This is a genomic window from Streptomyces sp. NBC_01622, from assembly GCF_045209635.1.
In the GTDB taxonomy this organism is placed as follows: domain Bacteria; phylum Actinomycetota; class Actinomycetes; order Streptomycetales; family Streptomycetaceae; genus Streptomyces.
Genome location: NZ_CP109293.1, coordinates 5,016,317 through 5,038,774, shown reverse-complemented (window position 1 = coordinate 5,038,774; position 22,458 = coordinate 5,016,317). Strand labels below are relative to the sequence as shown.

Below are 22,458 nucleotides of genomic sequence, written 5' to 3'. Positions count from 1 at the left end.
ACGGTCAGGTGTCCCACCTAAGGGGCGCGGGGAACTGCGCGACCAGCCCCCACCGGCCGGAGGCCGCGGAACTACCGATCCCGCCCACACGCATAGGCGAGCGGCGAGATCAACTCCTCCGCGTCCGGCAGCCAACGGTTGGCAGCGGTAGGCCGACAAGCCCACTGCACAGCCCCCCGAGACCCGAACCGCGTAGGAGGCGCGGCCACATACCCACCCTCACCCAGCACCACAAGATCCAGTGACGACGGCGACCAGCCGATGTTCCGCACCAGATCCGGCACCTTCACCGACGCGCCCGGCAGCGCGAAGAACTCCATCCGCCGCGACGGCGTCAAGGTGACGGGACCCAGCGTCAACTCCATGCGCTCCATCCGCGCCAGCGCCAGGAACCCCGCGGTCTCCGGAACGGAGATCGCGTCGAACGTGCGCCCGGTCGGCAGCAGAATCGACGCCCCCGGCTGCTTCTGCCACATCCGCCGCGCGACCGTCGCACTGCCCGTCGCCTGGGTTGCCCAGTCCTCACGCGCCGGATGTGCGCCGGGTGCGGCGCACGCGGGGTCCGCGCACGAGCAGTGCTGCACCCCGTCGACGGCTTCCAGCCAGGTGCCGGGGAAGACATCCCAGTGGCGCTCCTCGGCGTAGCGTACGGCTGTCTCCAGCAGCGATTCCCCGCGCTGCTTCGGAATCTGAGCGGCTTCGGTGCCCGCGATCGTCTCTTCCACGCCCAACACAACTCCCGCACCCACCTCGGGTTACGGCTGTAACGCGCGCGGGGGAGGAGCATCGATTCCGCAACTGGGGCGCATGGATGCATGTGCGGGGGCGCGCGGGAGGACCGAGGGCGGGATCGGGGTAACCACGTGAGGGGCGGGCACGAGCTTTTACCCCGGTATTCCTCGCATTCCTCGCATGCTTCGCATTTTCGCCATGTTCGGTGGGCATTGATCTTCTCGGCCGGATCTTTTCGCTTCAGGGGTTGTTCCCAGGGGGTACGCCATGGCCGCAAGGCCACTTGTCGCGCGGCAGCCGAACGAACGGCTGCAGGCGCTCATCCAGGAGGCGGGGTGCTCGAACGCCGGGCTGGCCCGCCGGGTCAACATGTGCGGCGCCGAGCACGGTCTCGACCTGCGCTACGACAAGACGTCCGTGGCCCGCTGGCTGCGGGGACAGCAGCCGCGCGGGCGGGCTCCGGCGATCATCGCCGAGGCACTGGGCCGCAAGCTGGGCCGTACGGTCACGATCGACGAGATCGGCATGGCCAACGGCAAGAACCTCGCGTCGGGTGTGGGCCTGCAGTTCTCGCCGACCGTGCTCGGAGCCATCGAGCAGGTGTGTGAGCTGTGGCGCAGTGACGTGGGACGGCGGGACTTCCTGTCCGGTTCGTCGGTCGCCGCGTCCGCGCTGGTCGAGCCGAGCCGTGACTGGCTGATCTCCTCGCCGGACTCGCAGGTCGCGCGCGCGGCGGGGCCCCGGGTGGGCCAGTCCGACGTGGCGGCCGTGCGCGCGATGACGCAGGCGCTCAGCGAGCTGGACCACCAGTACGGCAGCGGGCATGTCCGCCCGGTCGTCGTGCACTACCTCAACAGTGTCGTCTCCGGGCTGCTGGCGGGGTCGTACCGGGAGGCCGTGGGGCGTGAACTGTTCGCCGCCGTCGCCCGGTTGACGGAACTCGCCGGCTACATGGCCGTCGACACCGGTCAACCCGGCCTGGCGCAGCGGTACTACATCCAGGCGCTGCGCCTCGCGCAGGCGGCCGGGGACCGGGGATACGGCGGGTACGTCCTCGCCGCCTCCATGAGTCACCTCGCCGCGCAGCTCGGGAACCCGCGTGAGATCGCGCAGTTGGCGCGGGCGGCGCAGGAGGGGGCGCGCGGTCGGGTGACCCCGCGGGCGGAGGCGATGTTCCACGCCGCGGAGGCGCGCGGGCACGCCCTGATGGGTGAGGCGCGGTCGGCGCAGCTGGCGTCGGGGCGCGCGGTGAGCGCGCTGGACGCGGCGGATCCGTCGTCCGGGGACGACCCGGCGTGGATCGGGCACTTCGACGAGGCGTATCTCGCCGACGAGTTGGCGCACTGCCACCGCGATCTCGGGCAGGCCGAGGCGGCGGCCAGGTGTGCGCAGGAGTCCCTGGACGGGCACCCGGAGTCGCGGGCGCGCCGCCGGGCCATCGGGTACGTACTGCTGGCGAGCGCGCAGGTGCAGCAGCGCGAGGTCGAGCAGGCCTGCAACACGGGCCTGAAAGCGGTGGAGTTGCTCGGTTCGCTGCGGTCCAACCGGGGTGCCGAGTACCTGGAGGACTTCCAGCAGCGCCTGGAGCCGTACCGGGACGAGCCGGTGGTGCGGGAGTTCGGGGCGCGGATGGAGTTGCAGGCCGCCGCGTGAACGGGGAGTGAAGGAAGCTTCCGGTGGCGATCCGGTGGTGAAAGGAGGGCGCAGAGCGGGATTTGGCGCGGATGAGGGGCCGGAACTGTTACCGGGGTCACAAGTGGAGAGGTCCCGTCCAGTGCTGCGTGGCACCGGGCTCGGGGTACCCGGTAGCGTGAACCGACGATCCCGAAGGTCCCCCATTCGTAGGAGTCCCGGTGACGCAGAGTGGACAGGGCGAGGAGCCCTCGGCGCGGCCCGCGCGCGAAGGCATCGTGCTGCCCTCCGACGGAGGTGAACCCCTCCTTCCGGGTATGACGGGCGGACGCGGTAACCAGCAGTCGGCAGGGCAGCCGAGCACGCCCCCGGGTGGCCAGGCCTGGGGCGGGTCGTGGGGCCCGGACCAGCAGCACGACCCGCAGCACCGGACCCCGGCCCCGCCGCCGGGCCAGGGCTGGGGCGACGCGCAGCAGCAGCAGTGGGGCGCCGCCCCCGAGCAGCCGTCCCCATGGGGCGCCCAGGAGGGCATCCCGAGCCAGCCGGGGGCGCTGCCGCAGGAGAGCGCCCAGCACGCGGCCTACGGCGTGCAGCAGCAGTCGTACGCCCAGGAGTACTCGCCGGGACCGGGATACGCCCCGGAGCAGTCCGCCGGGTACGCGGCGGGCGCACAGGGCTACGGATCGGGCGCACAGGACTACGGATACGGATACGGCGCTTCCGGTTCGGGCGGCGCGCCCCTGCCCCCCGCCGCCTCCGCGTCCCCTTCCTCGTCTTCCTCGTCCGCGTTCCCGAGCGCCCCGCTGCCGCCCGCCGACGAGGGTGCGACGCAGTACATCCCGCCGGTGGTCAACATTCCCGGCGACGAGGGTGCCACCCAGTTCCTGCCTCCGGTCCCGGCCGCGCCGGTGGACGAGGGGGCGACGCAGTACATCCCGCCGGTGCTGCCCGGGGCGCTGCCGCCCGAGGTGTCCGGCGGGGCCGGGCCGATGCCGCCGGCCGCGCATCCCGACGCGCAGCCCACGCAGTTCCTCCCGCCGGTGCCCGCGCAGGGCGGCGCTCCTGGGTACGGGGGGCTGCCGGGCGGGGCGGAGGACCGGCAGCCGCCCGCAGAGTTCGACAACCTCTTCCGCAGCGGGGAGGCACCGGCCGGGGCCACGCAGCAGCTGCCGCGCTTCCAGCAGCCGCCGCGGGCCGAGCAGCCGGGCTACGGGCAACAGGGCCACGGACAACAGGGCTACGCGCAGCCGCCGTACGCCCAGCCCGCCTATGCCGCACCGTCCTACGCCCCGCCCGGGCAGGACGACGACGGCGGCCGGGGCGGGCGCCGTTCGCGGGTGCCGTTGATCGCCGGGGTCGGGATCGTCATCGCGATCCTCGGGGTCGGTGCCGGGGCGCTGCTCAGCGGTGGCGGGAGCAAGAGCGACGGCAACAAGACGGTCGCCGCGACGTCGCCCGCGACCGGGGGTTCCTCGGCGGCGGGCGGTGACGCGGCCAAGGAACAGGCCGTCGCCCTGGACAAGTTGCTGGCCGACAGCGGCAGCAGCCGCGCCTCGGTGATCCGTGCCGTGGGCAATGTGAAGGCATGCAACAGCCTCGGCGACTCCGCCTCCGCCCTGCGGGACGCGGCCCAGCAGCGCACCGAACTGGTCACGAAACTCTCGCAGTTGACGGTGGACAAGCTGCCGGACAACGCGGCCCTGACGACCGCACTCACCAACGCGTGGAAGGCGTCCGCGTCCGCCGACAACCACTACGCGGCCTGGGCGGACCAGGCCGCCGGCAAGCACGGCTGCAAGAAGGGCCAGGCCCGCACCACCGGCCAGACCGCGGCCGGCAACGCGGCGAGCGGTGTCGCCAGCAACCAGAAGACCAAGGCCGCCGCGCTCTGGAACACGATCGCGAAGACCTACGGTCTGACCCAGCGGCAGCCGACCCAGCTCTGAGGAACAGGAACGGACGGCGCGGACCTCAGTCGAGGTTCGCGCTCTCCAGCGTCTCCGTCATATCGACGAAGCCTTTCTTCGCCGACACCAGAACGCCCTTGCGTACGACCTGAAGGGTCACCGAGGCGTTGACCAGGCGGGACAGTCCGACGGAGGCGAGATCGTCGTCGTCGGTGGAGCTCCACTGGAGCGTCGGCGTGAGCCCGCCCGTGGTGACCTTGACGCCGTCGTCGAGGGCGCGCCGTACGGTGTCGGCGGTCACCTCGCCGTTGCCGAGCGAGTTCACGACGGTCTTGAACGCGGTGTACGCGATCCAGGTCGTCTCCACTCCCGCGTCCGCCGGGTCGATGCGGTTGTCGCCGAAGGCCACCTCGTTGACGGCCTTCTTCATCGGGTCCCAGCGCGGGTCGCCCGCGACCGGGTACCAGCCGGTGATGTACGACCCCTCGTACGGCCCGGACTGCCCGCCCGTCGCGTTGATCTCGGTCTGGTCGACGCTGCCCAGCACGGTCGCGGTGCGCACGGCGGGATAGTCCGCGCGGGCACGCCGGAAGGAGTCCATGAAGGTGTCGGTGCGGTCCCCGAGCGAGGGCACCACACACCCCTCCTTCGACGAGGTGCCGCTGGACGCGCTCTCCAGCGCGCGTGTCGACTGGCCGGCGTACTCGGTGGCGTTGTCGGCGGCGAGCTGGTCGGTGGCCGGTGCGTGTCCGCCCGCCGAGAGCCCCGCGTTCAGCAGCGGGGGCAGGTCGTCGCCGGCGATGGAGTCGGGCCGGACCAGGGTGACCGTGCCGCAGCCGGGGGCGAGTTCCTTGCCGAGACCGGCCAGCAGCGCGGGCTGGCCGCCGTTGACGGGGTAGGACAGGGCGCGGGTGAACTCCTCGCTGGTCACGCCGTAGCCGCCGATGTACGGGATGCCTGCGCCCTCCAGCGGGGCGAAGAACGAGTCGCTGAACTCGCTGTAGGAGCCGACGACCGCGACGACGTTCTCCTTGACGGCCTGCCGGGCGCACTGTGCCGCGGAGACGCTGGTGTTGTGGTCGTTGCAGGTCAGGACCTTGAGCTTGCGGCCGTTGAGACCGCCGTGCTTGTTGATCCACTTCGCGTACGCCGTCGCCATGGCGGGCATGCCGGGCTTGTTGGTCGCGTTGGTGTCCCAGGGCGCCCAGGTCATGACGGTGATCGGGGCGTCCGCGGAGCCCGCGGTGCCGGGGATGACCCCGCAGCCGGCCGCGAGCGACGCAGATGCCACCAGGGCCGCCGCCGACATGACGGTGGCTCTGACGGGCCGGGTGATCGTGGGGAGGAAGGTGCTGTGGTTGCGCCGCCTGCCGGTCATGTACACACACGCTTCCGCCACACCGCTAACCCGCGAGTTACTCATGGTCAACAAGTGGTGACGCGGAGGTGAATTACGGGGGGCGTTCCTGTGGGTGTGACAAGGAACGTACGATCGATGACCGTGCAAGCTCCGGAGAACTCTTCCCGTCGCCCCCGTCGCTCCTCCACCATGGGCGGCATGCCACTGAACGACATGCCGTGGTGGCGCTGGCGCAGCAACGTGCGTTCCGCGCTGCACATGCTCTCCGATCCGGTGTTCCAGCAGAACGTCTGGCTGGCCGGTGTCGACGGGTACGGGGACGTCACCGACGCCGTCTACCGCCTCGTCGAGGACACCTGGCTGGACAACTGGTCCGCCGAGAAATACGTCGGCACGATCTTCCGCGACTCCCAGGAGGCGGCGCTCGTCGACTCCGCCGTCCTGCGCGTGCTGCGGATCATGCACCAGGTCGGGCCCGACGCCCCCGTCTCCGCGTACGTCGACCACCAGGCGTGGCCGGAGGCGGTGCGGGCGGCCCGCGACGCGCACGTGCGGATGGCGTCCAGCGACGAGGAGGACCCGGACGCGCCGCCGCGCACGCTCGAGGTGCTGCAGATCATGACGCGGTCGGCGTAGGCCGCAGGTTTCCGTGGGCCCCCGGTCCGGGTGGCGGACGCCGGTCTCCCTGCTCAGGGGGATATGGGACCCTGTCCCGCATGAACGCGCAGTCCACCCGAGCCGCGGCGCCCGCCGACCAGTACGTCCTGACCCTGTCCTGCCCCGACAAGCAGGGCATCGTGCACGCCGTGTCGAGCTACCTCTTCATGACCGGCTGCAACATCGAGGACAGCCAGCAGTTCGGCGACCACGACACGGGACTGTTCTTCATGCGCGTCCACTTCTCGGCGGAGCCTCCGGTGACCGTGGACAAGCTGCGCGCGAGCTTCGCGGCGATCGGTGACGCCTTCCACATGGACTGGCAGATCAGCCGGGCCGACGAGAAGATGCGCATCGTCCTCATGGTCAGCAAGTTCGGCCACTGCCTGAACGACCTGCTGTTCCGCGCCCGTATCGGCGCGCTCCCCGTGGAGATCGCGGCCGTGGTGTCCAACCACACCGACTTCGCCGAGCTGGTGGAGTCGTACCACATCCCCTTCCACCACATCCCGGTGACGAAGGACAACAAGGCCGAGGCCGAGGCGCGGGTCCTGGACCTGGTCCGCGAGGAGAACGTCGAACTCGTCGTCCTCGCCCGTTACATGCAGGTCCTTTCCGATGACCTCTGCAAGGCGCTCAGCGGCCGGATCATCAACATCCACCACTCGTTCCTGCCGAGCTTCAAGGGCGCGAAGCCGTATCACCAGGCGCACGCGCGGGGCGTCAAGCTGATCGGCGCCACGGCCCACTATGTGACCGCCGACCTCGACGAGGGCCCGATCATCGAGCAGGAGGTCGAGCGGGTCGGCCATGACGTGACCCCGGACCAGCTGGTGGCGATCGGCCGGGACGTGGAGTGCCAGGCGCTGGCGCGGGCTGTCAAGTGGCACGCGGAGCGGCGGATTCTGCTCAACGGGCGCCGGACTGTGGTGTTCGCCTAGGAGCTCGGGGGTTCGGGTGCGTGGGCGGCTGCGGGCCGGTGGGGGCCGTTCGCGCAGTTCCCCGCGCCCCTGAAAGTGGGCCTGCGTTTCCGATCCAAGGGGCGCGGGGAACCGCGCGACCAGCCACAACGCACCCGCAGTCGCCCCGCTACATCCGGCTCAACGACGCCGTCGCGAACAACACATCCCTGATCGCTGTCCGATCCCCCAACTGCCCAGCCGCCGCGTCCTCCGGCGACACATGCCCAGCCGCCAGATGACAGAACTCCACGCCATCCAGGGCGATATGAGCCACCTCCCGCTCGGCCGACCCCACCGCGCCGGGTGAGTCGAGCGGAATCAACCACTCGCCCCCGCCGTGCCCCTCGATCTCCAGCCGCAGGCTGCGCCCGGGATCCCCGGCCGGGACCAGGTGCCGCCCCTCAGCCGGCGCAGCCAACCCGTGCCGGCGCCGCTCGGCCAGCACCACGGGCAGCATGCGGGCCGCGAGGTCGATCATCTGGTTCAGGCTGCGCGGTGACGGCGGCTCGTAGGGATAGTCCACCGCGTCCGCGATGTCCCCCGCGTGGACCCAGCACTCGAAGGCCCGGTCGAGCATCGCGTCGTGCAGCGGCAGCTCGAAGTCGCCGTAGGACACGGCCCGTTTGCCGGTGGTGGTGCCGGTGAACGACACCGTACGGACGATGGTGTGGCTCTGTTCGCGCCAGGGTGCGCGGATGGTGCGGGTGGGCGGGAAGTACGACGCCTGCCAGTACGCCTCGGTGCGCGCGGTGGGGTTCGCGGCCTTGTCGGCCGCCTCCCCGGCGTGGGGGTCCCCCCGCTCGAGCGCAGCCGAGAGTGGGGGAGGGTCGTCCAGGCCCAGCGCCGTCGCGACCAGGCCGTCGACGGTCAGCAGATGCGCGATGACTCCGGCGACGGTCGTACGACGGCTCGTCGGGGCCTGGCCGTCGAACCAGCGCAGCCGCACGGGCGTGTGCCATTCGGCGTCGCCTATGTCCTGCAGCAGGGCGTCCAGGCGCGCGGTCTCGGCGTCGTACGGCGTCGCCCACTCGGGGACCGGGATGCGCGGCGGCCGGCGGTCGAAGGAGCCGGTGAGGACGCGGGTGCGCAGGCCGGGGTCGAGGTCGAGGGGTTCGACGGGGTGGAGCAGGCCGACCGCGCCGCGCAGCCGCAGCGCCTCGTCCGCGCAGGAGCCGCACTCGCCGAGGTGTTCCTCCACGGCGGCCGTCTCCGCCGCGGAGCACGCGGCCAGCGCCCACGCGCCGAGCAGCGCCTTCAGCACCGGGTGCTCCAGTATCAGCGGCGCGGGCCGGGACGCGGACTCGTCGAGCTCGGGCAACGGCCGCCCACCGTCCTCCACGGAGGCCCGGGGCATGGGGATGCGCGGCGGCACGGAACCCCGGCCCTCGCTCTCCCCGGGCGGACTCCCGTCGTACGCCTCGTGCTCGTCGTGCTCGTCGTTCGCGTCGCTCACACCGCACCCCCTGGTCCCGCTGGTTCTGGCGGTGCGCCGACGTCGTGGGCGGTGGACAGGAGTTGGAGGCCCAGGCGCAGTCGGCGGCGGGCCTCGTCCTCGGTGACGCCGAGGTCGACGGCGGTCTGGCGGTAGTCGCGGCGCTGGAAGTAGGCCAGTTCCAGGGCGGCCCGCAGCGGGGCGGGCATGGACGTGACGATGTAGTCGGCGCGGGCGGCGACGGAGGCGCGGCGGACCTTGCGCTCCAGTTCCTCGGTGGAGCCCTGGCCGCCCCGGGCGAGGGCGGCGGTCTCGGTGGCGCGCAGCCGCTGCACGGCGAGGCGGGCGGTCAGCGCGGCCACCCAGGAGCGCAGCGGGCCCTGCTTGGGGTCGTAGGTGTCGGGGTGTTCCCAGACGTGGGTGAAGACCTCGCGGGTGATGGTGTCGGCGGCGCGCTCGTCGCCGAGGACGCGGTGGGCGAGGGCGTGCACGAGGGAGGCGAAGCGGTCGTAGAGCTCACCGAGGGCCGCCGCCTCGCCGCGGGCCAGCCGCTGCTGCATCTTGCGGTCCCATCGGGGCGGTGCGTCCGTTGTCGCCATGCGGCCCCCTCACCGTGTCCGTGCCCGAGTCAAGCGTGCGCTCACCGTCTCTTCGAATGTAGTCGGCACCTCGGACAGCGCACGCCCCTTCGTGCAATCGCACGCCCCCGAAGGGGCGCGGATGGTAGCGGACGTGTGCCTACCCGGTCCACAACTGATCGAACAGGATCGAAGGCGACTAAAACAAGCCTCTTCGGACGGGTTTCCGTTTCTGTTGCCGCGTTTCAGGGAACGGCCGCTGGGCAGCCGCGCTGCAAGGAAGCGTAGGTACGGCTTCCGTTTCCGGACGGTTTCCGGGAGTTCCGGCTAGCGAAAGGCGCGATGGTGGCCTTCAAAGTGAACGATGGCGAGCGCGGCGGCTGGTCCGTGCTCCTCGTGTCCGGCGAACTGGACCTGGTGACCTCGCCGGTGCTGCGCCAGCGGGTGCACGACGTGGTGGCGGACGGTCACCACAGCCTGGTCGTGGACCTCTCCGAGGTGCTGTTCTGCGACTCCAGCGGCGTCGGAGTGCTGATCGCAGCCCGCCGTCTGATCCGGTCCTGCCAGGGGCATCTGCGGCTGATATTGCCCGCCCAGGGCGCGGTCGACGGCTCGCACGTCAACCGGGTGCTCGGCGCCCTCGGCGTGCGCCGCCTCTTCGACGTCTACCCCGATGTGATGGCGGCCACGGAAGAGGAGCCCGAGGAAGAGGCGGACCCCCTCTCGGCGTGACGCCGTTGTTTCGGAATTTCCCCGGTCTTGGTACAAGCGACGTTTTCCCGCTCCCGGACCCGCCCCGGCGTCGTACGCTCCCTGCCAAGTGCACCCACATGAGTAAGGCGGCCCGAAACACATGGTCAGCACCGAGTACGAGCGACGCATCGCCGCCCGGTTCGCCACCTTCGACCAGGACGGCAACGGCTTCATCGACCGCGAGGACTTCAACTCGGCGGCCAAGGCGCTGCTCGCGGAGTTCGGTACGGCGGCCCGCTCCGACAAGGGCCAGGCCCTGTACATCGGCGCCGAGGCGTTCTGGCAGGGCATGGCGGGCATCGCCGACCGGGACGGCGACCAGCGCGTCAGCCGTGAGGAGTTCGTGGGCGGCGCGGTCAAGCGGCTGCGCGACAACCCGGAGCGCTTCGCCGAGATCGGCCGCCCCTTCCTGCACGCGGCCCTCGACGTCGCGGACCCGGACGGCGACGGCTCGGCCACCATCGCGGACACCGTGCGCGTTCTCAAGGCCCTCGGGGTGCCCGACGACATCGCCGCCATGGCGGCCGAGGCCCTCGACACGGACAGCGACGGCAAGGTCGGCGAGGCGGAGGTCGTCTCCGCCTTCGCCCGCTACTTCACCGTCCCCGAATAACGCTCCCGCAGCTTGTACTTGAGCACCTTGCGCAGCGTCTCGTTGCGCGGAAGGGCGTCCACGATCTCCAGCTGCTCCGGCAGCTTGTGCACGGACAGCCCTTCCGCGCGCAGATAGTCCGTCACGGCATCGAGGGTCAACTCCCCGGCCCCCAACGGCTGTTCGACCACCGCGCACACCCGCTCCCCGCGCTCGGCGTCCGGCAGCCCTACGACGGCCACGTCATCGACGTCCGGATGCGCGGCGAGCAGATCCTCGATCTCCTTCGCGGAGATGTTCTCGCCCTTGCGGATGATCACGTCCTTCAGCCGCCCGGTGAGGACGAGATGCCCGCTGTCGGTCACGGTCCCCAGGTCCCCGGTGCGCAGAAACCCGTCCGCGTCGAAGGCCCCGGCGGTCTGCGCCGGGTCCAAGTACCCCTGGCACACGGCCTCCCCGCGCAGCCGCACCTCCCCGCCCTCCGCGATGCGTATCTCCATCCCCTCCGGCGGCCGTCCCTCGGTGGTGGCGAGGTTCTCGGTCGTGTCCTCCGGATCGCCCATGGTGATCATCGGCACCTCGGTCATGCCGTATCCGTGGGTGAGCTGGACCCCCATCTCCCGTACGACGGAGTGGTAGACCTCCGGTGGTTTGGGCGCCCCGCCGCCCGCGAGCAGCCGTAGCGAGGGAATGACCTTCGTCCCGGGCTGCTTGCGCTGCTCGGCAAGGAACATGGAATAGAAGGCGGTCGAGCCGCCGGCCACCGTCACCCCGTGCTTGCGATAGCCCTCCAGCGCGTCCGGCAGCGCGAACTGCTCGAACATCACCGCCGGGAAGCCGTACAGCAGCAGCATCACCGTGTAGTCGGGCCCCGCGATGTGCGCGTACGGGAAGGCCATCGACCCCACGTCGTCCGCCGTCAGCCGCAGCGCGTGCGCGAGGCACGAGCCGCCCGCGATCAGCGAACGGTCCGTGTGCAGCACGCCCTTGGGGTCGGAAGTGGTGCCGGAGGTCCAGTAGATCCAGCGCACGGAGGTGCCGTCGGCGGGCGGAGCGGGGAGCAAGGACGGTTCTCCGTCCGGGAGTTGGGCGCCGTCGTACGCCTCGAAGATCCCCCGCGCACCGAGCCGCCGGGCCATCTCCGTGTGGTCGAAGCCGCGCCAGGTGCCCGGCACCGCGAAGTACTCCGCCTTCGACTCCCGCAGCGCGAAGCCGACTTCGCGGTCGCGGTAGAAGGGGATCACCGGTGTCTGCACGGCGCCCAGGCGGGCCAGCGCGAAGGAGAGCAGGGCGGTCTCGATCCGGGTGGGCAGCTGCCAGGCGACGACCGTGCCGGGCCTTACGCCCATGCCGTACAGGCCGGCCGCCACCCGCTCCGACCGGTCCCGCAACTCGCCGAAGCTGAGGGCGCGGTCGTCCTGGAGGAAGACCGGCCGGTCGGGGGTCGAATCGGCGCGACGGACGACCAGTTCCCACAGCGTGCGGGCGGAACTCAGGGAGTGCGGCGTCTCGTTCATGGTGCCCCCGCCTTGGCTGACGACCCGTCAGGTGACATGCTATCTGACGGGTCATCAGATAAGTACCGTCCGGCGGAGGGGAACCCATGACCACCGAACTGCCCCGCATCATCAGCGTCGACGACCACGTGATCGAACCCGCGCACCTCTTCGAGACCTGGCTGCCGGCGAAATACCGCGAGCGCGGCCCCCAGCCCCTCACCGCCGGAATCGGCGAACTCGCCTACGTGGCGGGCAAATACCAGATCACGATGGACCCGGACGGCCCGCCCACCGACTGGTGGATCTACGAGGACCTCAAGTTCCCGTACAAGCGCAACATCGCCGCCGTCGGCTTCGACCGCGACGAGATGACCCTGGAGGGCATCACCCGCGAACAGATGCGCCCCGGCTGCTGGGACCCCAAGGCACGGCTCGCGGACATGGACCTCAACCATGTCGAGGGCTCGCTCTGCTTCCCGACCTTCCCGCGCTTCTGCGGCCAGACCTTCGCCGAGGCGCACGACAAGGAGGTCGCGCTCGCCTGCGTCCGCGCCTACAACGACTGGATGGTCGAGGAGTGGTGCGGCGACAGCGGCGGCCGGCTCATCCCGCTCTGCCTGATCCCTTTGTGGGACATCGAGTTGGCGGTCGAGGAGATCCGGCGCAACGCGGCCCGCGGCGTCCGCGCGGTGACCTTCTCCGAGATCCCCACCTACCTCGGACTGCCGTCCATCCACTCCGGCTACTGGGACCCGTTCTTCGCCGTCTGCCAGGAGACCGGCACGGTTGTCAACATGCACATCGGCAGCAGCTCCCAGATGCCCGCCGCCTCCCCGGACGCACCCCCCGCCGTACAGGCCTCCCTCTCCTTCAACAACGCCATGGCCTCGATGATGGACTTCCTCTTCAGCGGGGTCCTGGTGAAGTTCCCGACCCTCAAACTCGCCTACTCCGAGGGCCAGATGGGCTGGATCCCGTACGCCCTGGAACGTGCCGACGACGTCTGGGAGGAACACCGCGCGTGGGGCGGGGTGCGGGATCTGATCCCGGACCCGCCGTCCACGTACTACTACCGCCAGATGTTCTGCTGCTTCTTCCGCGACAAGCACGGGGTCGCCTCGCTGGACGTGGTGGGACGGGACAACGCCACCTTCGAGACCGACTACCCGCACGTCGACTCGACCTTCCCGCACACCAAGGAAGTCGCACTCGACCACGTCAAGGGCCTCGACGACGAGACCGTCTACAAGCTCATGCGGGGCAACGCGATCCGCATGCTGGGCCTGGACCTCGACCGGTAATGGACCTCTCGTACACGGCTGAGGAGGACGAGTACCGGGCCCGTTTGCGGGAGTGGCTCGCCAAGGTGCTTCCCACTCTCCCTGCGAAGCCGTCCCCGGACGACTGGCCGGGCAGACGCGTCCACGACCTCGGCTGGCAGCGGATGTTGTACGACGCCGGGTACGGCGATGTGCACTGGGACGCGTCCCCGACCACCCGCCTCATCTTCCTGGAGGAGACCGAGAAGGCGGGCGCGCCCTACGTAGGGGCCAATTTCGTGGGGCTGTTGCACGCAGGGCCGACGATCGCCGCCGAGGGCACCGCCGAGCAGCGGGAGCGCTGGCTGCCGCCCGTGCTGCGCGGCGACGAGGTGTGGTGCCAGGGCTTCAGCGAACCCGAGGCCGGTTCCGACCTCGCGTCGTTGCGCACGCGCGCGTGGCGGGACGGCGACGACTACGTGGTGACCGGTTCCAAGATCTGGACCTCGCACGCCGAAGTCGCCGACTGGTGCGAGTTGTTGGTCCGCACGGACCCCTCCGCGCCGAAGCACCGGGGGATCAGCTGGCTCGCGATGCCGATGGACGCGCCGGGGATCACCGTACGGCCGCTGCGGACGCTCGCCGGGTCCGCCGAGTTCGCCGAGGTGTTCCTCGACGAGGTACGGGTGCCTGTCGGCAACCGGGTGGGGGACGAGAACGACGGGTGGCGGGTGACCATGGTGACGCTGTCCTTTGAGCGCGGTACGGCCTTCGTGGGGGAGGTCGTTGCCTGTCGGCGGGTGTTGGGCGAGTTGGCTCACGAGGCGCGGAGGAACGGGCGGTGGGACGATCCCGTGCTCCGGCGGCAACTGGGGCGGTTGAACGCCGAGTTCCGGGCGTTGTGGCGGCTCACGCAGTGGAATGTGAGCGAGGCGGAAGCCTCCGGCGGCGTCCCGGGTGTGGGCGGCTCGGTCTTCAAACTCCGCTACTCGCACGCCCGTCAGGAGCTGTATGACGCGGCGGCGGAGGTTCTGGGGGTGGAGTCGCTGGATCTGGAGCGGCCTTGGGTGCTCGATCGGCTGTCGTCGCTGTCGTACACCATCGCTGCGGGTACCTCGCAGATTCAGCAGAACATCGTGGCCGAGCGGATTCTGGGGTTGCCGAAGGGGAGGTGAGCCATGCGTTTTCAACTGACCGATGATCAGAAGGCGTTGCGGGATGCGGTGCGAGCCGTGGTCGGTGGTCGGTCGGGTGCGGGTTCGTCGTGGCTTGTCGCGCCCCGCGGCGTAGCCGCTGATGTATACAGCCCCGCGCCCCTACGGGGCACTCCTCGGCTCGACCGGGGATTGTGGCGGGCCCTCGGAGACCTCGGGCTGTTCTCCCTCCGGTTGCCCGAAGCTGATGGAGGAGCCGGACTCGGGCTGCCCGAAGCCGTGTTGGTGTTTGAGGAGGTCGGGTCGGCGTTGGTGCCGGGGCCGTTGGTGGCTACGCATCTTGCTGCCGGGGTGGTGCCGGGGGCGGCCAGTGGGGAGACGGTTGTCGCCGCTGCCGATGGCAGGCTCGTGGAGTGGCTGGACGAGGCCGATGTCGTGTTGCCGGGGGCCGAGGGGGCCGTAGCGCTGCGGTCGGTGGATCCGTTGACGCCGTTGCATCGGGTGCCGGCTCCGGCGCGTACCGATTCCGCCGCTGTTCTTCTCACCGCTGCCGAGCAGCTCGGTACGGCCGGGCGGGTGTGTGGGCTCGCGGTGCAACACGCCCGGACGCGTGAGCAGTTCGGGCAGCCGATCGGGGCGTTCCAGGCCGTGAAGCAGCTGTGCGCGCGGTCGCTGGTGCGGGTGGAGGTGGCGCGGGCCGCCGTGTACGCGGCGGCCGTGACCGGGGACCCGGTGGACATCGCGGCAGCCCGGCTGCTGGCCGACGAGGCTGCCGTGCGCGGGGCCCGGGACTGTCTGCAGGTGCATGGCGGGATGGGCTTCACCTGGGAGTCCGAGGTCCATCTGCACTTGAAACGGGCGTGGGTGCGGGCCCAGCGTGGTGGCGGGAGCATGGAGAGTGAGGAGCTGCTCGCGGCCGATCTGGTGGGCGGAGCGGTGTAGTGGGGCGCCTGCCTGCGGTGACCGGAACGGCTCCGACAACGGTGTCGCGGATCGTGGCACAGCGGAATCACGCAGCGTTGATATCGGGTTGTGTCCTATGCGTGACTCGTCACGGTCCGGAGTCGCCTCGGGGCTCCGGTAGCTTGTGTGGGATGCGAGTGGTTCAAGGTACGAGCCATGCCGGTGTTGCCTGTGAGGCGGCTCCGGATCGGGCGGTGCGCTCCGCAGTTCGTATGGCAGAACGGGCTTTCACCCCTGCCTGTTCGACTCCCCGCAATGAGCGTCGCACAGTATCCCGCACGCGTACTCCTTCGCGCTGGAATATGCCCGAAGCGCTTGTTGGGGTGACGGAACGTCAATCATGCTGTCTCGCAAGGGATTCACGTTCCGTGACCCTGGCTCCGGTCGTTGTTCTGGCCATGCAGAAAATGGCTACGATCGTGGCCCTCGTGAGGCGCGAGGCTATGTGTCCGCCGGTTCGGATGGTGTGAGCGGTGCAGGTGCTTCAAGTGCAGCTGGAGATCCGGCCCGACCCCGCAGAGGTAGGGCGGGCCAGGAGATGGGCGCGCTCCCGGCTCGCCGGGTCCGGGATAGAAGCGGACGAACCGCTCGCGGAGACGCTGATCCTGCTGGTCTCCGAGCTCGTCACCAACGCGGTGGTGCACACCGGCTGTCCGGCCGTGCTGCGGCTCTCCCTGCCGGACGAGGCGACCGAGTCGGCCACGGTCCGCCTGGAGGTCGCCGACACCAGCTGTACGGCTCCCGTGCTGCGTTGCGCGGACGGTGACGAGACCGGCGGTCGCGGACTGGCCCTGGTGGACGGCCTCGCCGACCGCTGGGGCTGGAGCGCCGAGGGCGTCGGCAAGCGCATCTGGTGCGAGCTGGACCGGGGCAGCCAACCCCGTGATGCCGCCGCCGCGTTCGGGAGCGGTGTCACGGCGTACGGGGGGTTCGAGGGCTTCGCGTACGAAGCCGTGTAGGTGCTGTCTGCAAGTGCCGGGCGGAGATGCGCCGGGCCGTGCTTCCGTGCGCGCCCTGCGGCAAAGTGGTGCTTAAGGAATAAATCCCCGGATGGGCGTTGACGCGACGTGACCGTTTGGTCACGCTTGTGAGCAGCGATTCGCCGCGAGGGGACGACGGGGGCTTCGGTGACGGGAGCCCTCGGCGAGTGTGGGTCGTGTTCGGCGTGGGTTCCCTCGGGGCCGGGGGCCGGGACGGGTGCGCCGGAGTCGGATGGCGGCAGCGCGGTGCCGTGCTCGGGGCGGGCAGCAGCGCGCCGCCATCCGACCGTAGGTCCGGCCCTCGTCAAAACCGGACTGCCTTAGAGGATGGCGATGGGGGCCACCGGGGTTCCCGTTGCGCCCACGAAAGGTTCGGGCATCGCCGACAGGAAGAACGTGAAGCGGTTCTCTTGTCCACAAGCTGTGGACAACTCTTCGAGATTCCAGTTCTGCCCCTGCAGCATCCCCATCTCGACCAGGTCGAGGGCGTGCACCGGCAGCCACAAGTCCTCGATCTCCGGCGGAAATATCTCGAACGTGAGGGTGTCGTTGGCGACCGCCGCGACATCCCGCGCATGGAACCACTCCGGCGTACGGACCGAAAGACCGGGCGACGGATAGCCGTACCCCTGCTTGTCACCCGCCAGATACACCTGCACCTGCCCGGTCCGTACGAGCACGACGTCTCCCGATCGGACCTGGGTGCCGGTGAGTTGCTCGGCGGCCTCCAAGTCCTCCGGGGTCACCGCGTGACCGCCTTCGAGACGGTCGACGCCACGCGCGCGTGCCACGTCGAGCAGCACCCCGCGCGAGACGATGTGCCGGGCCTTGTCGATACCGCTGAACTCGGCGCCGCCGTGCGGGGTCACGGTGCCGGCCGGGCGGCCGTTGTACAGCTTCCCCGAGTGCGAGACATGGGTCAGCGCGTCCCAGTGCGTGCCCGCCTGCAGCCCCATGGTCACCGCGTCGTCGCTGCACGCCACCGTCCCCGGGCCGAAGAGCTCCTGGTTGATCTGCACCATCGCGTGCAGCGGGTTGACCCGGCCCGGGATCATCCCCGTCTGGACGCCGTCGTGCCGGAGGGGGAGGGCGAGCGGGATGCGGCGGCCGGTCCGGATCTCGGACGCGGCCTCTCGGACCACCTCGTCGGTGATCAGGTTCAGCGTGCCGATCTCGTCGTCCGGTCCCCAACGGCCCCAGTTGTTCACGCGCTTGGCGATGTCGTGGAACTCCGGACCAAGTGACGGCGGTGACGTCGGCAGTGACATCGGGGCCTCCCCGGGGCTTGTCCTCAGGCATCTGACGGGTCGTAGAATCTGAGTCAAATCTAACGGACCGTCAGAAACTGCGGGAGGGGCCGGACATGGGGAACTTCTTGGCAGGCAAGGCCGTCGCCGTCACGGGCGCGGGCCGGGGCATCGGCCGGGCGGTCGCGCTCGCCGCGGCGGCCGAGGGGGCGCGGGTCGTCGTCAACGACTACGGCGTCTCGATGGACGGCGCGTCGCCGACGAGCGAGATAGCCGAGGGCGTGGTCAAGGAGATCGAGGCGGCGGGAGGCGAGGCCGTCGCCGTCGCCGACGACATTTCTACGATGGCGGGTGGGCAGCGCGTTGTGGATGTCGCGCTGTCCTCGTACGGGCGGCTCGACGGTGTGGTGTGTGTTGCCGGGATTCTGCGGGAGCGGATGCTCTTCAACATGTCCGAGGAGGAGTGGGATCCCGTTCTCGCCACGCATCTGAAGGGGACGTTCACCGTTTTCCGGGCGGCTTCCGCGGTGATGCGGAAGCAGCGGGCCGGGACGCTGATCGGGTTCACCAGCGGGAATCATCAAGGGTCGGTTTCGCAGGCCAATTACAGCGCGGCGAAGGGCGGGATCATCTCGCTGGTGCGGAGCGCTGCGCTGGGTTTGAACAAGTACGGGGTGACTGCCAATGCGGTGGCGCCTGTTGCTCGTACACGGATGTCGGCGAACGTTCCCATGGAGCTGGCGGAGATCGGGTCGCCGGAGGATGTGGCGGCGATGGTCGTTTATCTGCTGTCGGATTCGGCTCGGGAGGTCGGGATCACCGGGCAGGTCTATACCGTTGCGGGGCCGAAGATCGCGGTGTGGGCTCAGCCTCGGGAGTTGCGGGCGGGGTATGCCTCCGGCGGGTGGACGGCTGAAAAGATCGCGGAGTTTTTGCCGGGGTCTGTGGGGGTGGATCCGATGCCGATGCTTGGGCGGTTGCAGGAGATGGAGCGGGCTGCGCGGGATGGGAGTCGGCCCAACGCCTAATAGCTCGGGGGGCGTTGGGTTGTTGGGCGGGTGCGGGTGCGTTGGGGCTGGTCGCGCAGTTCCCCGCGCCCCTGACGGAGCTGGTCTGAGCGGTGTTTTGAGGAGCCCCCTGTGGATTTTGGATTCGCTGGCGAGGACGAAGAGTTTCGGGTGGAAGCTCGGGCCTGGCTTTCTGCGCATGCCGAAAGTGGTCAGGACCGTCGGGCTTGGGAACGCACACTCGGCAAGAGCGGCTGGATAGGGCTGGGTTGGCCCGAATCCGGATACGGGAATCGCAGCGCGACTCTCACTCAACAGGTCGCCTGGGCCGAGGAATATGCGCGGTCGTCGGCGCCTCCTCGGTCCGGGCACATCGGGGAGAATCTGCTCGCCCCCACCCTCATCGCACACGGCACCGACGCGCAGAAGTCCCGCTTCCTGCCTGCCGTTGCCGCGGGGGACGAGTTGTGGTGTCAGGGGTACAGCGAGCCCGGGGCGGGGTCCGATCTGGCCGGGGTGCGGACCGTGGCCGTGCGGGAGGCGGACGGGTATCGGATCAGCGGGCAGAAGATCTGGACCTCGCTCGCGCATGAGGCCGACTGGTGTTTTGTGCTGGCGCGGACCGAGGCGGGGTCGCGGCGGCATCACGGGCTGAGTTTTCTGCTGGTGCCCATGGATCAGCCGGGGCGTATCGAGGTGCGGCCCATCCGGCAGTTGACCGGGACCAGTGAGTTCAACGAGGTGTTCTTCGACGGGGCGTCGGCGCGGGGCGAGCATCTTGTGGGGAGTGAGGGGGGCGGTTGGGGTGTCGCCATGAGTCTGCTCGGGTTTGAGCGGGGGGTGTCCACCCTTGCCCAACAGGTGGGGTTCGCACGGGAGTTGGGGCGGGTTGTCGAGGCCGCTGTCGCTTCCGGTGCCGTGCTTGATCCCGTCGTACGTGATCGACTCGTGCGGCAGTGGGCCGAGTTGCGGACCATGCGGTGGAACGCCCTGCGGACGCTGGGGCGGGCCGGGGACGCGGGGGCGCCCAGTGTGGCCAAGCTGTTGTGGGGCGGGTGGCATCAGCGGCTCGGGGAGCTGGCGATGTCGGTGCGGGGGGCCGCGGCGGCGGTGGGGCCGGTGGACTGGTCGCCGTCGCTGTCGTACGAACTCGACCTGTTCCAGCACCAGTTCCTCTTCTCGCGGGCCGACACGATCTACGGCGGCTCGGACCAGGTTCAGCGCACGATCATCGCCGAGCGGGTGCTCGGTCTGCCCAGGGAACCCAAGGGGGTCGTCTGATGCGCGGTGTGGTCTTCGACGGCAAGCAGATCCAGGTCGTGGACGATTTGGAGGTGCGGGAGCCTGGGGCGGGGGAAGTGTTGGTCGCCATTTCTGCGGCCGGGCTGTGTCACAGCGATCTGTCCGTGGTGGACGGGACCATACCTTTTCCCGTTCCTGTGGTGTTGGGGCATGAGGGAGCGGGAGTGGTGGAGGCCGTGGGTGCGGGCGTCACCCATGTGGCGCCCGGAGATCATGTGGCTCTGTCCACGCTCGCCAACTGCGGGACCTGCGCCGAGTGCGACCGGGGGCGGCCGACCATGTGCCGGCAGGCCATCGGGCGGCCGGGGAAGCCGTTCACGAGGGGCGGGCAGCCGGTCTACCAGTTCGCCTCCAACTCCGCCTTCGCCGAACGGACCGTGGTCAAGGCCGTGCAGGCCGTGCGGATACCGAAGGACATCCCGATGCCGTCCGCCGCGCTCATCGGGTGCGGGGTGCTGACGGGGGTCGGCGCCGTGCTGAACCGGGCGCGGGTCGACCGGGGGGAGAGCGTCGTCGTCATCGGGACCGGGGGGATCGGGCTCAATGTCATTCAAGGGGCGCGGATCGCGGGCGCGTTGACGATCGTCGCCGTCGACGCGAACCCCGCGAAGGAGGGCGTGGCACGGCAGTTCGGGGCCACGCACTTCCTCACCTCGACGGAAGGTGTGCGGGAGATTCTGCCGAACGGGGCCGATCACGCGTTTGAGTGCGTGGGGCGGGTGGAGCTGATCCGGCAGGCCGTGGATCTGCTGGACCGGCACGGGCAGGCCATTCTGCTGGGGGTGCCTGCGGCCACCGCCGAGGCCTCCTTCCTCGTCTCGTCCATGTACCTGGACAAGTCCATCCTCGGATGCCGGTACGGGTCCTCCCGGCCGCAGCGGGACATCGCCCTGTACGCCCGGCTGTACCGCGAAGGGCGGCTGCTGCTCGACGAGTTGGTCACCGAGACCTATCCCGTCGAGGACTTCGAGAAGGCGGCGGCGGACGCGGAGGCGGGGCGGGTGGCTCGGGGCGTTCTGACGTTCTGAGGTTCTGACGAGGGCGTCCGGCGGCCGTACGGCGGGTGCGTGACCGTGGCATGACGGGAGTTGTCCACAGGTGGGGAAAATCCCGTGGGGTGTTGTCGGTGACGGCCCGTAGCGTGCTGGCATGACCTACCGCGATGTCGTCTCCCGACAGGTCCTGACCTGGTCCTGCACCGCCATCGGGGCCCGTATGCCCGTGGCCATGGCTCCGCTCGCCCTGGTCTTCCTGGTGCGCGAACGGCCCGGGGGCTACTCGCTGGGCGCGGTCATCGCGGCGGCGTACGTCCTCGGGGAGATCGTCGGCGCACCGGTGCTCGGGATGCGACTGCGGCCCGAGCGGGCCCGGGGGCAACTGGCGGTCGGGCTCGGGCTCGGCGCGGCGGGTTTCCTGGGGCTCGGGTTGTTTCCGGGCGCGCATCCCGTCGTCCTCGCGGGGTTCGCCTGTCTCGCCGGGGCCGCACCGTCCGCGGCGACCGGTGCGCTGCGCACCCTGCTCAGCTCCCTGGTGCCGGAGCGGTCCGTGGCACAGGCGCTGTCCGCCGAGTCGATACTCACGGCGGGGGTCTGGGCGCTCTCCCCGGCCGCGGTGGCCGGGCTGGCGCTGGGCGTCGCGCCGCGCGTTCCGCTCCTGCTCGCGGCCGGTCTGATGGCGTCCTCGGTCGGGGGGTTGTGGCTGCTGCCGGCGGCGTGGGACGCGGGCGGAGCGGGCGGGACCGGCGCTCCGCTGCTCCGGGTGCTGGTCGGTGCCTGGCCGGTCTATGTCACGGGCGCGGCCAGCATGACCCTGCTCGGCCTGTCCGAACTCGTCCTGCCCGCCCTGCTTGAGCAGCGCGGCATCGGTGTCGGCTGGTCCGGTCCGCTGCTGGCCGGGATGGCGGTGGGCGGCGGCCTCGGCGCGTTCGTCCACGGCCTGCGCGGCTGGCCGGGGCTGCTGCGCACCCGCAGCGTGGTGTTGATGGCCGGGACCTCGGCCTGCGTGGCGCTCGCCGCGCTGATACCGAGCACGCCCGGGATCGCGGTCGCGCTCGTTCTGGGCGGCACGCTCCAGTCGGGCGCGATGGTCACCCGCAATCTGTCCCTGCGCGAGGTGCTGCCGCCCGGGGCCCTGGCCGCCGGTTACTCGGTCATGTACGCGGCGGCGGGCGTGGGTTACGCGGCGACGGGGTCGCTGGCCGGTGCCCTGCTCAAGGTGACGGCGCCGTCGACGGCGATCCTGGCGGGCGTGGGCCTCACCGGGCTGCTGACCGTGACCGGGTGGTGGGGCGAGGTGCGGCGCGCGGGCCGGGTGGAGCGGGCGGCGCGGGGTGTCGATGTCGCCGTAGTGCGGTCGGCGAAGTCAGGAGCCTCGAAGCGGAGTTGGCGGTGATTCTTACGAAGCTCGGACGTCGGACCCTGGCGTGCCTTTTGTGGGCTTATG

At 70.4% G+C, this 22,458-nt stretch carries 20 protein-coding genes; 14 read left to right on the top strand and 6 right to left on the bottom strand.

Annotated elements, in window-relative coordinates; all coding sequences use genetic code 11:
- Positions 1–71: 71 nt before the first annotated feature.
- Positions 72–725, bottom strand: coding sequence for a bifunctional DNA primase/polymerase (locus OH768_RS22630; RefSeq protein ID WP_406456322.1), 654 nt, complete (start codon positions 723–725; stop codon positions 72–74).
- A 274-nt stretch (positions 726–999) separates the two neighbouring features.
- On the opposite strand from OH768_RS22630, the gene OH768_RS22625 reads away from it, so the two are divergent.
- Positions 1,000–2,385, top strand: a complete 1,386-nt coding sequence (locus OH768_RS22625) for a transcriptional regulator (protein ID WP_406456320.1) — start codon at positions 1,000–1,002, stop codon at positions 2,383–2,385.
- 200 nt (positions 2,386–2,585) lie between these two features.
- Positions 2,586–4,310 (top strand): hypothetical protein, encoded by a 1,725-nt coding sequence (locus tag OH768_RS22620; protein ID WP_406456318.1) that lies wholly within the window; start codon positions 2,586–2,588, stop codon positions 4,308–4,310.
- A gap of 25 nt (positions 4,311–4,335) precedes the next feature.
- Here the strand turns inward: OH768_RS22620 and OH768_RS22615 are convergent, their stop codons facing one another.
- A complete protein-coding gene (locus OH768_RS22615; RefSeq protein WP_406456316.1) occupies positions 4,336–5,649 on the bottom strand; it encodes an ABC transporter substrate-binding protein in 1,314 nt (437 codons plus the stop codon).
- A gap of 117 nt (positions 5,650–5,766) precedes the next feature.
- Here OH768_RS22615 and OH768_RS22610 point away from each other — a divergent pair, with 117 nt between their 5' ends.
- Positions 5,767–6,267: a hypothetical protein gene (locus OH768_RS22610; RefSeq protein ID WP_406456314.1), complete on the top strand. Its 501-nt coding sequence runs from the start codon at positions 5,767–5,769 to the stop codon at positions 6,265–6,267.
- Between the two features lie 80 nt (positions 6,268–6,347).
- Positions 6,348–7,229 carry a formyltetrahydrofolate deformylase gene (purU, locus tag OH768_RS22605; RefSeq protein ID WP_406456312.1) on the top strand — a complete coding sequence of 294 codons (882 nt, stop codon included), beginning with the start codon at positions 6,348–6,350 and terminating at the stop codon, positions 7,227–7,229.
- Between the two features lie 148 nt (positions 7,230–7,377).
- Here purU and OH768_RS22600 read toward each other — a convergent pair whose 3' ends face one another.
- Positions 7,378–8,604: a zf-HC2 domain-containing protein gene (locus tag OH768_RS22600; RefSeq protein ID WP_406465405.1), complete on the bottom strand. Its 1,227-nt coding sequence runs from the start codon at positions 8,602–8,604 to the stop codon at positions 7,378–7,380.
- Positions 8,605–8,699: 95 nt separating this feature from the next.
- Positions 8,700–9,281 (bottom strand): sigma-70 family RNA polymerase sigma factor, encoded by a 582-nt coding sequence (locus OH768_RS22595; RefSeq protein ID WP_406456310.1) that lies wholly within the window; start codon positions 9,279–9,281, stop codon positions 8,700–8,702.
- Positions 9,282–9,602: 321 nt separating this feature from the next.
- On the opposite strand from OH768_RS22595, the gene OH768_RS22590 reads away from it, so the two are divergent.
- Positions 9,603–9,992, top strand: coding sequence for an STAS domain-containing protein (locus OH768_RS22590; protein ID WP_406456308.1), 390 nt, complete (start codon positions 9,603–9,605; stop codon positions 9,990–9,992).
- A gap of 121 nt (positions 9,993–10,113) precedes the next feature.
- Positions 10,114–10,626 (top strand): EF-hand domain-containing protein, encoded by a 513-nt coding sequence (locus OH768_RS22585; RefSeq protein ID WP_406456306.1) that lies wholly within the window; start codon positions 10,114–10,116, stop codon positions 10,624–10,626.
- On the opposite strand, the gene OH768_RS22580 is transcribed toward OH768_RS22585, so the two are convergent.
- Complete coding sequence (locus tag OH768_RS22580) at positions 10,605–12,122, bottom strand: class I adenylate-forming enzyme family protein (protein ID WP_406456304.1); 1,518 nt, start codon at positions 12,120–12,122, stop codon at positions 10,605–10,607. The two genes, OH768_RS22585 and OH768_RS22580, sit on opposite strands and share 22 nt — an antisense overlap.
- An 86-nt stretch (positions 12,123–12,208) precedes the next feature.
- On the opposite strand from OH768_RS22580, the gene OH768_RS22575 reads away from it, so the two are divergent.
- The 4 genes from OH768_RS22575 to OH768_RS22560 all read left to right on the top strand — a co-directional run bounded on the left by OH768_RS22575 (position 12,209) and on the right by OH768_RS22560 (position 16,439).
- Entirely contained in the window at positions 12,209–13,405 is a 1,197-nt protein-coding gene (locus OH768_RS22575; RefSeq protein WP_406456302.1) for an amidohydrolase family protein, read from the top strand.
- Positions 13,405–14,538 carry an acyl-CoA dehydrogenase family protein gene (locus OH768_RS22570; protein WP_406456300.1) on the top strand — a complete coding sequence of 378 codons (1,134 nt, stop codon included), beginning with the start codon at positions 13,405–13,407 and terminating at the stop codon, positions 14,536–14,538. The genes OH768_RS22575 and OH768_RS22570 overlap by 1 nt, the downstream gene beginning before the upstream one ends.
- A gap of 3 nt (positions 14,539–14,541) precedes the next feature.
- Positions 14,542–15,459: an acyl-CoA dehydrogenase family protein gene (locus tag OH768_RS22565; protein WP_406456298.1), complete on the top strand. Its 918-nt coding sequence runs from the start codon at positions 14,542–14,544 to the stop codon at positions 15,457–15,459.
- A 509-nt stretch (positions 15,460–15,968) separates the two neighbouring features.
- Positions 15,969–16,439: an ATP-binding protein gene (locus tag OH768_RS22560; protein WP_406465404.1), complete on the top strand. Its 471-nt coding sequence runs from the start codon at positions 15,969–15,971 to the stop codon at positions 16,437–16,439.
- A gap of 341 nt (positions 16,440–16,780) precedes the next feature.
- On the opposite strand, the gene OH768_RS22555 is transcribed toward OH768_RS22560, so the two are convergent.
- The gene (locus OH768_RS22555; RefSeq protein WP_406456296.1) at positions 16,781–17,728 is read right to left on the bottom strand and encodes a cyclase family protein; all 948 of its coding nucleotides are present in this window, start codon (positions 17,726–17,728) and stop codon (positions 16,781–16,783) included.
- A 95-nt stretch (positions 17,729–17,823) separates the two neighbouring features.
- Between OH768_RS22555 and OH768_RS22550 the strand changes: the two genes are divergently transcribed.
- From OH768_RS22550 to OH768_RS22535, 4 genes are all read left to right on the top strand, one after another.
- Positions 17,824–18,735 carry an SDR family oxidoreductase gene (locus OH768_RS22550; protein ID WP_406456295.1) on the top strand — a complete coding sequence of 304 codons (912 nt, stop codon included), beginning with the start codon at positions 17,824–17,826 and terminating at the stop codon, positions 18,733–18,735.
- A 111-nt stretch (positions 18,736–18,846) separates the two neighbouring features.
- The gene (locus OH768_RS22545) at positions 18,847–19,995 is read left to right on the top strand and encodes an acyl-CoA dehydrogenase family protein (RefSeq protein WP_406456293.1); all 1,149 of its coding nucleotides are present in this window, start codon (positions 18,847–18,849) and stop codon (positions 19,993–19,995) included.
- The gene (locus OH768_RS22540; protein WP_406456291.1) at positions 19,995–21,044 is read left to right on the top strand and encodes a Zn-dependent alcohol dehydrogenase; all 1,050 of its coding nucleotides are present in this window, start codon (positions 19,995–19,997) and stop codon (positions 21,042–21,044) included. Before OH768_RS22545 ends, OH768_RS22540 begins: the two co-directional genes overlap by 1 nt.
- Before the next feature lie 121 nt (positions 21,045–21,165).
- Complete coding sequence (locus OH768_RS22535) at positions 21,166–22,407, top strand: MFS transporter (protein ID WP_406456289.1); 1,242 nt, start codon at positions 21,166–21,168, stop codon at positions 22,405–22,407.
- The last annotated feature ends 51 nt before the right edge of the window (positions 22,408–22,458 follow it).